The sequence below is a fragment of the Candidatus Limnocylindrales bacterium genome (assembly GCA_035626395.1).
In the GTDB taxonomy this organism is placed as follows: Bacteria; Desulfobacterota; Binatia; order UBA1149; family CAITLU01; genus DASPNH01.
In genome coordinates this window covers 361,298-370,948 of sequence record DASPNR010000031.1, presented here as the reverse complement: position 1 = coordinate 370,948, position 9,651 = coordinate 361,298, and the positions used below count along the sequence as shown (strand labels likewise).

Sequence of the window (9,651 nt, the reverse complement as noted above, 5' to 3'; positions counted from 1 at the left end):
GTTCCCGCCTCAGGTTGGCGCGGCGGCCACGGCTGCGGCGTCGAGCCGTGCCGCCGCGGTCACCGGCATCGACTGCAGCCAGCGATAGAGCTCGGCGATGCCGCGCCCGACATCGACGCGGGGCCGCCAGCCGGTTTCGTCCTGGAAGCGGCGCGTATCGGAGACGTAGTATTTCTGATCGCCCTGGCGCCACGGCCCGTACTGGACGCGCGGCAGGGTTCCATGCAGGCCCGCCAGCCGCTCGAGCACGTCGTGCGGGCTGACGGCGTTGCCCGGCCCACCGCCGATGTTGAACGCGCGGCCCGCCACGCGGCGGATCCTGCCCATCGCCAGCAGCATCGCCTCGACCAGATCCTCGACGTACAGCGCATCGCGCACCTGGAAACCGTCGCCATAGAGCGTGATGGGCCGCTCCTCGATCACCTGCCGGGCGAAATGCGCGACCCATCCCTGATCCTCGTTGCCGCATTGATGCGGCCCGTAGATGCAGCTCATGCGCAGCACCACGGCCGGCAGCGCGTAGCAGCGCGCGAAGTCGAGCACGTACTGGTCGGCCACTCCCTTGGAGCAGCCGTACGGGCTGTGGAAATCGAGCGGGCGCTCCTCGCCCACCCCGTGCTCGCGCAGCCGCGCATCCAGCGGCTCGTAGCGGCTGCCGGCAAGACGCAGCGGCAGATCCTCGAGGCACCCGTAGACCTTGTTGGTCGAGGTGAACAGCAGAGGCGGCGGCGACGTGCGCCGGCGGCAGGCCTCCAGCACGTTGAGCGTGCCGGCGGCATTGATCGAGAAGTCCTCGATCGGATCGACGAGACTCGTCGTCACGGCGACCTGCGCAGCGAGGTGGAAGATCATCGACGCGCGCTGCACGGCCCGCCGCACCGCATGTCCGTCGCGCACGTCCTCGACGATGACGTGCACGCGGTCGCCGTAGCTCTCCTCGAGCCACTCCAGGTTCTGCTCGACGCCCGGACGCGACAGATTGTCGAACACCATGACCTCGCGACCGTCTTCGAGCAGGCGCGCGCACAGGTTGGTGCCGATGAAGCCGGCGCCTCCCATGACCAGCGCAGGCTTGCTGCGCTGGACGGTGGCGCGGCGCCCGGCCGCGCGCCGCGGGGCGCGGCCGCTGTCGCGAAGATGCTCGCGGCCTCGCCCGGCCAGCCGCACGAAGCGCGACGCCTCGGGCACGCCACCGCTGGAGAGGACACGGTAGAGCAGCTTGGGCGCGCCGTTGAGGCGGCGCAGCCCGAAGTGGAAGTGCCGCTCGTCCTGCTCCCAGCCATCGGCGAACGCCGCCTCCGGATCCATGTCCTCGATGGTCGACCAGTACACGCGCTCGACGGGGCACTCGATCAGGCGCAGGAACTCGCGTAGCTGCCGGTGCTCGTCCTGCTGCCACGTCGAGTAGGCTGCCTCGGTAATCCAGACGCGGCGGCGAAGGCCCATGCGAGTGAGCTGGGCCTCGAGCGCTTCGAGCTGCGAGGGCAGATCGTGCGGATCCTGCTCCCACGTGCCCGGCCGGACGTGCACGCCGAGCACGTCGATGTGGGTCAGCGCACCCTGCTCGCCGATGACGCGGAACCAGTCGAAGTTGTCGGTGCCGACGCCGCCGAGCACCGTCTGCTTGCCACGATGTCGCGCCCAGTACGCGGCCTTGCCAATCATGTCGCAGAAGATCGACCAGTCCGGATCGAGCGTGCGGTCCCAGTGGTTGGGGTTGGTCGGCTCGTTCCACAGCTCGATGCTGCCGAAATGTGTGCCGTATTCGGTCAGCAGCATGTCGATGAAGTCGGCGAACATCTTGGTGTCGCGCGGTGGCGCCGACGTGCGTTCGGCAATGCCGAGCGAGGGCGGCGTGTACATGATGCACGGCAGCAGCTCGACGTGCTCGGCCAGGGCGGGAAGGAGCCAGTCGTACCAGGCCTTGCCGCCGGGCCGATGATAGTCGGCCCACGAGATGCCGGTGCGAAGCTTGGTGATGCCGAGCCGCCCGACGTCCTCGAGCACGCGCGCGACCTTGTCGCGGTCACCGATGCGGAACCATTCGACCAGCCCGAGCTGCGATGGCCTGCGGCCGCCGGCGGTGGCACCGGCGGTGCCGCCGCTGCCGTTGTGCGCGGCGCCGTTGCCACTGGCGCCGCTCGCCACGCCGCGCGATGCACCGTTGCCGTCGTTCGCCACGCCGGCGCGGCCGTCGGAGGCTGCGCACGTCCCGAGATCCTCGCCGCGCGGCGCAGCCGACGGCGTTGGCTCTGCCGACATGCTCCTACCGGCCGCCGCCGGCTGCGCCGAGGGTTGCTTCCATGCCTCCTGCCCGCCCGCGCTGACGACGAGGCCCCGGCGCGCGAGCTCGGCGCCAGCATCGGCGGGGTTGTTCAGCGAGCCCGGCGCCGCCGTCTGCAGCCACTGCGCCAGCTCGATCAGCCCCTCTTCGAACGCGACCGCCGGCTCGTAGCCGAGCAGGCGCCTGGCGCGGGAGATGTCGGCGAAGCAGTGCCGGATGTCGCCCACGCGATACTCGCGCGAGATCTCCGGCTCCAGATGCGTGCAGCCGAGCGTACAGGCGATGCTTTCGGCCACTTCGCGCACGGTGACGGCGCGGCCGCTGCCGATATTGAACACCTCTCCGGAGCACTGCGGGCCGGCCTCGAGCGCGAACCGGCACGCTCGCGCGACGTCGTGAACGTTGACGAAATCGCGCCGCTGCAGCCCGTCCTCGAAGATGCGCGGGGCCCGTCCTGCAAGGCAGCGGGCGGAAAAGATCGCCAGCACGCCCGTGTACGGGTTGGAAAGCGCCTGGCGCGGGCCGAACACGTTGAAGAAACGCATCGCCGTCGTCGGAATGCCGTAGGCCTTGCCGACCATGAGGCACATCTTCTCCTGGTCGTACTTGGACAGCGCATACACCGACGACGGGCGCGGCGCCTTGGTCTCCGCCGTCGGCAGCGGCTCGAGCACGTGGCCGTCGGCGCAGCGCAGCTCCCACCGGCCCTCCTTGAGCTGGAGCAACGAGCGCTCACCCGCCTCCTCGAGGCGGCCCGTGACGGGGCAGCGATAAGCGCCTTCGCCGTAGATGCTCATGCTGGACGCGACCAGCAGCCGCTCGATCCCCCGCTCGGCGAGCAGCTCCATCAGCACCGCCGTTCCAAGGTTGTTGGTGCTCGTGTAGTGCTCGATCTCGTACATGCTCTGGCCCACACCCACCGCGGCGACCAGATGCACGACCGCGTCGACGTTCTTCAGCGCCCGCGTCAGGAGCTCCCGGTCACGCACGTCGCCGACGAGCAGCTCGACATGCTCATCGAGGTAGGCCGGACGCTGCGCATCGGCGCCGTGGACCTGAGGAACGAGCACGTCCAGTGCGCGCACCTCGTACCCGTGCGCCAGAAGCTCGTCGCAAAGATGCGAACCGATGAATCCTGCGCCGCCGGTGATCAGAACCCGCTTGGACATGTAGTCACCTCGAGGCTGATGTCGGGCATCATGACGTCCATGTCGTGGGTTGCCGTCGAGCGAGCAGCAATGGCCGCCGCAACCGCGATCGTCGCGACGAACGTCGCCGTCGACACGACGCTGCCTCGAATGCATGAAGGCTGGTGCTGCAACGCGTGAAGCTTTCAGCGCTTGGCAAGCGCGCGAGCCTGCCTCGAGAGATCGATTTCTTTTCAGGGAATGGCGCGGGAATTCGGGGCGCGCCGGAAGACAATACGGGGGTGAGACGCGCGAAGCGCGCCTTGCGCGGACGTCGTGGCGTCGTTGCGCCTCAGGCGAGCAGCGAACGGACGGCGATGATCATCAGCACAACGGTGCCCAATGCGAACACGGTGAAGCGGACGGGAACGAAGTTGAACGTGCACTGAACCAGGCTGTGCGCCACTCGAAGGAGCACGTAAGCCCACGCCAGAACCACGTTGGTCCCGTCGGCGGTTCCCGCGAGCACGCAGTAGGCCACCAGTGCGTAGAAAAGGACGGGCTGCTCGTGCAGGTGGTTGTAGTTGTCGGCGATCTGCTGGACGCGCGTCGGCAGCACGTCCAGGTCGGCCTTTCGTTTGATCTTGGCCGGGTCCAGGCCGGCTCTCTGCATGGCAGGAATGCGGGTGGCGTACATCCAGAACCAGACGACGAAGGTCCACAGAATGAGCGCGAGCATGGGCGTGAGCATGGGCTGCGACATTTCGTTGACCTCCGCTGCGGCGATGCCGCCGGCGCCTGACTACAATGTCGACGCCGGCAGGCCAACCCATTCGCGCACCGACGGCTTCTGCGGCATGGTCGGCGCGTGGCGGGCGAATATGTCGTGTGGGGTCCCGAGCTCTCGCCGTTCGTGCTCAAGCTCGAGGCGCTGCTGGCCCGCAAGCAGGCGTCCTTTCGCCGCCTGCCGCGCGACGGCGGCCGGCTCGAGAACCTGCGCATCGCCGCGACGATCCACGCCGCCACGCGCAGCCGCACGGCGCTGCGTCCGCCCGCCAACGACCCGCTCGACGAATATCCCCTGGTGCCGTTCCTGGTCACTCCCGGCGGGCACGTCCTCTACGACTCCTCTGCCCTCGCGCCGTGGCTCGACGATCGCTACCGGCATCGGCACAGGCTGGCGCCGCTGGTCCCTGCCGATGCCGCCAATGGCTTCGTGGCGCGCCTACTCGACGAGGCGTTCGACGAGATCGGCCTCTACATGGCGCATCACAATCGCTGGAAGCTGTCGGCCGGCGACAACGACCATCCCGGCCGCCGCCTGGCGCGCGAGTACCGGCGGCATCTGCCGCCCGGAGCAGCCGGCCTGGTCGCGGCCTGGTTCGAGCGGCGGCAGGTCCGGCGCCTGCCTTATCTCTTCAGCGTCGCGCCGCGCGGCTACAGCGTGCCCGGACTCGCATCCGCGCTCACGCCTCCTTCTCGTGAAGGATTCCCGCCCACGCACGCGCTGCTCGAGCAGCTGTGGGAGCGATGCCTGGCGATCCTGCAGGCGATCGTGTCGCAGCGGCCTTTTCTGTTCGGCGACGCGTTCACGCTGGCCGACGCGAGCGTCTACGGACAGCTTTCGATGAACCTGACCGATCCGGCGGCGGCGCGGCGCATGCGCGAGCTGGCGCCGGCCGCGCACGCATGGCTGGTAAGGATTCGCGACCGCCGGCACGTGGAGCAGCAGGGTCAGCCGTCGGCAGGCGCGCACCTGACGCCGCTGCTGCAGCTCGTGCTCGAGACGTTCGTGCCGCTGATGCGCGCCAACGAGAGCGCCTACCTGCAATGGCGTGCGCGCGGCCAATCGGTGTTCAACGAAAAGGCGTTCGATGCGGGGCGTGCGCTCTTCGACGGAGAGATGCTCGGCCATCCCTACCGGACAGTCGTCAAGACGTTCCAGGTGCGCGTATGGCGCGACATCCGCGGCCACTGGTCGGCGCTGCCGCCGGAAGCGAAGACGCAGGTCGCGGACTGGTGCGGGACGGGCGACATTGCCGAAGCGTTCGCCGCGCCGGAACCCTCAGCGAGCTAGCCGGTCCTGCAACGCGTGCAGCTCCTCGCCGAGCTGGGCAATCTCGCCGTCCAGGCGCGCCGCCAGATCGCCGAGCAGGTCCTGGCCCTGCGTCCTGGCGGCCTCCACTTCCGCGAACAGCCTGCCGATCTCGCTATGCGCGAGAGTGCGAAGGCCCCTGGCAACCTTGCGAAGCCCGCCCTCGACGCGATGGACGCGCCGGATGACGCGCACCAGCTCGGCGGCGATCCCGTCTCCCTGGATCGCTTCGGGTGCGTGCACCTCGCTGGCGAGCAGCAGCTGCAGCGCTTCCATATCGCCGCGCTCATAGGCCATGTTGACCTCGGCCATCACCGCGTGGCGCCGCTGCCGTTCTTCCTCGCCGTCGGCCAGATCCGGATGCACGCGGCGCGCGAGCTTGCGGTACAGCTCGCGCAACCGCGGATCATCCTGACGCTCGGCCTGCTCCTCCTCGCTCGCCGTCAGGGCCGTCTCTTCCGACGGCGGCCGCGCGGCACGCCTGGCTGCCGCGCCCTCGCCGTCGGCGACGGTCTCGCCGGCAGCCGCGGCTCGCAGCTCCTCCAGCTCAGCGAGCAGCTCGTCGCGCCGCTCGTAGCGCGAGCCGATCTCGCGCAGGTACATGCGCTCGAAACTGGCGACTTCGCTGCGGCGGATCGCAAGACGGTCTTCCTGCTCGATCAGCGTGTCCTCGAGCCGCTTGAGCTGCGCGCGCTTGCGCGAAAGCTCCTGCCCCTCGGGGCTCAGGAGATCCTCGTCGAAGTCTGCGGTCACTGGAGTCGAAACGGTGCGAGGATGCATGAAGCGTTGGAAGTCACGATCCCCGCAAAGAAGCCATACCGTCCGCCCACATCATCCACCGCAGCTCTCTCAGTGGCAAGAAACCGTCCGTGCGCCCGGACTGCCGAAGTCGCCGTTGCCGAGCGGCGCCGTCTCGCGGCACCACGCCGTGGCTGCGTCGTTGGCGGCAGCATCGGCCCTGCTCGGCCGCAAGGACATGGCGGCGCCGGGCGTCAGCGGGAAACCGGCGCCGTAGGCGACGCTGTCGACGACGAAGCCCTGCCACACCAGAACGACGGCGTCGGAGCTGTTGGTCAGCGACATCGCGGGGCCATAGACGTAATCGACGCGGCCGGCAGCGGCGGCAGCCGATCTGCCGATCACGGCGTAGGCGCCCGCAGCCAGCGCAACCGAAGCGGTGATGGTGAAGGAGTCGGTGCCGCCATCGCGCACGAGGAGGCCGTGCAAGTCGACCGGCTCGCTGCCGGCATTGTAGATCTCGAAGTACTCCCCGGTGCTGTCCGAAAGCGCCTCGGGGTTGCTCGCGATCTCGCTGACGACCAGCAGCGGCGGCGCCGCTGGCACCGTCGTCGTTACGTCGGCCAGCGTCGAAGTCGTCACGATCGACGTCGTGGTCGTGGTGGGCGCCGGCTCGGTGGTCGTCGTCGGCCGTGGCTCCGTGGTCGTTGGCGCAACAGCTGTCGTGGTGGTCGGCTCCGGTGCCGCTTCCGTGGTCGTCGGTGCCGGCTCGAACGTCGTCGTGGTCTGGCCGGGGTGGCTCGTCGTGGTGGGCGAGGGCGGAGGGGACGGAACGGTGGTGGTCGTCGAGCCCGCGACCACCGTGGTCGTGGGAGAGGGCATCGTGGTCGTGGCCGCCGGCAGCGTGGTCGTCACCGTCGTTGTCGTCGTGGGCGGCAGGGTCGTCGTCGACGCCGGCGGCGCCACGCACGCCGCGAGCTGGTTGCCGGCGATGCCGCCGAGCTCGAAGTCGAAGATGCCCGGCTGCTCCGCCCTCATCCGGTCGATGGCCGGCTCTCCCAGCGCCTTCGTCATCAGGTCGAGCGCCATGCAGTGCGCAGCGTGCACCGCGCAGACCGCAGGCCTGCCGCGATCGGACGCATGAGGAAGCGCCCGGCAGTCGGGCGTGCCCAGCCACTGCGGCCACTGCCGGCATCGCAGCCGAAGCGTACGATGCGCCGACACCGTGACGCGGTCCATGCCGATGCCGACGGTGTGGAGCGCGCGACAGGCGACATCGGCGCCGGTCCCCGCTTCGATCGCCAGCGCGCACCGCGACAGCATGCGCACGTCGCTGCGCACGATGCGCGCGTACGCCTGCAGGACCTGGCGAGCGCAGGATCCGGGCGCCGCGGTCTCGGCAGCCGCTGCGCCGTGTAGCCACATCGATACACTGACGACGAGTCCCACCAGAGCGGGCTTTCCCATGACACAACCTCCGCGCACGCTCGTGCTGTCGTATTCGCGGCAGGTGATGGCATCGGCGGCCGCGCGCCGGCAACGCCATGGAGAGCATAATCGCGTCGGCGCGTGTCGCCTCTCCGACAGCGCGCGGTCAAGCCCGACGGGACCATGATCGCGGCATGAGCTCGGCGGGCGCACGTAACCTGCCGCGGAGGGGATGGTCGTGTGACCGCTCATCGATGGATTCGACGGCTGGAGCGGATAAACAGCCGTTTCGTGATCGAGACGACAGCAGCAGCCGCCACCGGCGCACTCGAAGAGGAGGTTCGCAAGCGCCGCACGTTCGCGATCATCGCCCATCCGGATGCGGGCAAGACCACGCTCACCGAAAGCCTGTTGCTCGCGGGCGGCGCCATACGCCTTGCCGGACAGGTCAAGTCGCGCGGCAACCAGCGGCGGGCGCGCTCGGACTGGATGAAGATCGAGCAGGAGCGGGGGATCTCCGTGACCTCCGCCGTCATGACGTTCCAGGTCGGCGACGTCACCTGCAACCTGCTGGACACGCCCGGTCACGAGGACTTCAGCGAAGACACGTACCGGACGCTGACGGCCGCCGACAGCGCGATCATGGTGCTCGACGCGGCCAAGGGCATCGAGCCGCAGACGCTCAAGCTGTTCGAGGTCTGCCGGCTGCGCAACGTCCCCATCCTGACCTTCATCAACAAGATCGACCGCGAAGGGCTCAGCCCCTTCGAGCTGCTCGACGAGATCGCCTCCAAGCTGGCGCTGGACGTGGCGCCGATGACGTGGCCGGCCGGAATGGGCGGCCGCCTGCGCGGCCTGTTCGACATCGTGCGCGACCACTACGTGCCGTTCGAGCGCGACGGCGACTCGGCGCAGACCGTGCCCTCGGACCCGGAGGCTTTGTCGGAAGCCCTCGGTGCCGACGAGGCGTGCGAGCTTCTCGACGAGGTCGAGCTCGCGCGCCAGGGGTATCCGGAGTTCGACCTGGCGCAGTATCGCGAGGGGCACCAGACGCCGGTGTACTTCGGCAGCGCGCTGCGCGCGTTCGGCGTGCGCGAAACGCTGTCGGCGATGGTGCGCCACGCGCCCTCGCCGCGCCCGCAGCCGACGATGACCCGCATCGTGGAGGCGCACGAGCCGCGCGTTGCCGGCTTCGTCTTCAAGGTCCAGGCCAATATGGACGTCAACCACCGCGACCGCGTCGCGTTCTTCCGCGTCTGCTCGGGACGCTTCACGCGCGGCATGAAGCTGCGGCTGTCGAGCAGCGGGAAGACCATCTCGGTGCGCAACCCGATCCTGTTCTTCGCGCAGGACCGGGAGACGGTCGATGAGGCGCTGGCCGGCGACGTCATCGGCATTCCCAATCACGGCACCCTGCGCGTCGGCGACACGCTGACCGAGGGCGAGCCGCTCGTGTTCACGGGCATTCCCAACTTCGCGCCCGAGATCCTGATGCGCCTGCGCCTGACCGAACCGATGAAGTCGAAGTCGCTGCGGCGGGCGCTCGAGGCGTTCGCCGAGGAAGGCGTCGTGCAGATCTTCCGCCCGCGCCTGGGCGCCAGCTGGATCATCGGCGCCGTCGGCCGCCTGCAGCTGGACGTGCTGGCGGCGCGCATGAAGACCGAGTACGACATCGACGTCGCGCTGGAGCCCGCGCCATACGAGACGGCCCGATGGGTCGCCTCCCCCGATCCTGCCGAGCTTCGCCGCTTCGAAGTCGAGCAGCACGCCAACATGGCCGACGACCGCGACAACGCGCCCATCTATCTGGCGCGCAACGACTGGGAGCTCGGCTACACGATGAAGAAGTGGCCGAACATCACGTTCTCGGCCACGCGCGAGCGAGTCGCCGCCAGCGGACACTGAGGCATCTGGCAGACGAGCAGGTGCGCCTGCGCGGCTAATCGTAGGCAGAGCTGCGACCCGTAAGCAGTCTCGCA

General features: G+C 69.2%; 7 protein-coding genes. 2 read left to right on the top strand and 5 right to left on the bottom strand.

The features are described from left to right. Positions 1-9 precede the first annotated feature (9 nt). The 3 genes from VEC57_13125 to VEC57_13115 form a co-directional block, all read right to left on the bottom strand. Positions 10-3,453 carry an NAD-dependent epimerase/dehydratase family protein gene (locus tag VEC57_13125; GenBank protein ID HYC00069.1) on the bottom strand — a complete coding sequence of 1,148 codons (3,444 nt, stop codon included), beginning with the start codon at positions 3,451-3,453 and terminating at the stop codon, positions 10-12. After that, on the bottom strand, positions 3,435-3,569 hold the full coding sequence (locus VEC57_13120) for a hypothetical protein (protein ID HYC00068.1): 135 nt from the start codon (positions 3,567-3,569) through the stop codon (positions 3,435-3,437). Before VEC57_13120 ends, VEC57_13125 begins: the two co-directional genes overlap by 19 nt. 194 nt (positions 3,570-3,763) lie before the next feature. Continuing rightward, positions 3,764-4,162 (bottom strand): MAPEG family protein, encoded by a 399-nt coding sequence (locus tag VEC57_13115; GenBank protein ID HYC00067.1) that lies wholly within the window; start codon positions 4,160-4,162, stop codon positions 3,764-3,766. Positions 4,163-4,279: 117 nt separating this feature from the next. On the opposite strand from VEC57_13115, the gene VEC57_13110 reads away from it, so the two are divergent. Next, positions 4,280-5,488: a hypothetical protein gene (locus tag VEC57_13110; protein HYC00066.1), complete on the top strand. Its 1,209-nt coding sequence runs from the start codon at positions 4,280-4,282 to the stop codon at positions 5,486-5,488. Here the strand turns inward: VEC57_13110 and VEC57_13105 are convergent. Together VEC57_13105 and VEC57_13100 are read right to left on the bottom strand one after the other, a co-directional pair. Beyond that, on the bottom strand, positions 5,477-6,259 hold the full coding sequence (locus VEC57_13105; GenBank protein ID HYC00065.1) for a J domain-containing protein: 783 nt from the start codon (positions 6,257-6,259) through the stop codon (positions 5,477-5,479). The genes VEC57_13110 and VEC57_13105 overlap by 12 nt on opposite strands. Before the next feature lie 96 nt (positions 6,260-6,355). Next, positions 6,356-7,711 carry a lamin tail domain-containing protein gene (locus VEC57_13100; GenBank protein HYC00064.1) on the bottom strand — a complete coding sequence of 452 codons (1,356 nt, stop codon included), beginning with the start codon at positions 7,709-7,711 and terminating at the stop codon, positions 6,356-6,358. A gap of 252 nt (positions 7,712-7,963) precedes the next feature. Between VEC57_13100 and VEC57_13095 the strand changes: the two genes are divergently transcribed. Beyond that, positions 7,964-9,577: a peptide chain release factor 3 gene (locus VEC57_13095; GenBank protein ID HYC00063.1), complete on the top strand. Its 1,614-nt coding sequence runs from the start codon at positions 7,964-7,966 to the stop codon at positions 9,575-9,577. Positions 9,578-9,651 lie beyond the last annotated feature (74 nt).

What these genes read in the sequence shown, in the direction of transcription:
- VEC57_13125 (HYC00069.1), bottom strand. Translation starts at nt 3,453, where the DNA reads ATGTCCAAGCGGGTTCTGATCACCGGCGGCGCAGGATTCATCGGTTCG.
- VEC57_13115 (HYC00067.1), bottom strand. Translation starts at nt 4,162, where the DNA reads ATGCTCACGCCCATGCTCGCGCTCATTCTGTGGACCTTCGTCGTCTGG.
- VEC57_13100 (HYC00064.1), bottom strand. Translation starts at nt 7,711, where the DNA reads ATGGGAAAGCCCGCTCTGGTGGGACTCGTCGTCAGTGTATCGATGTGG.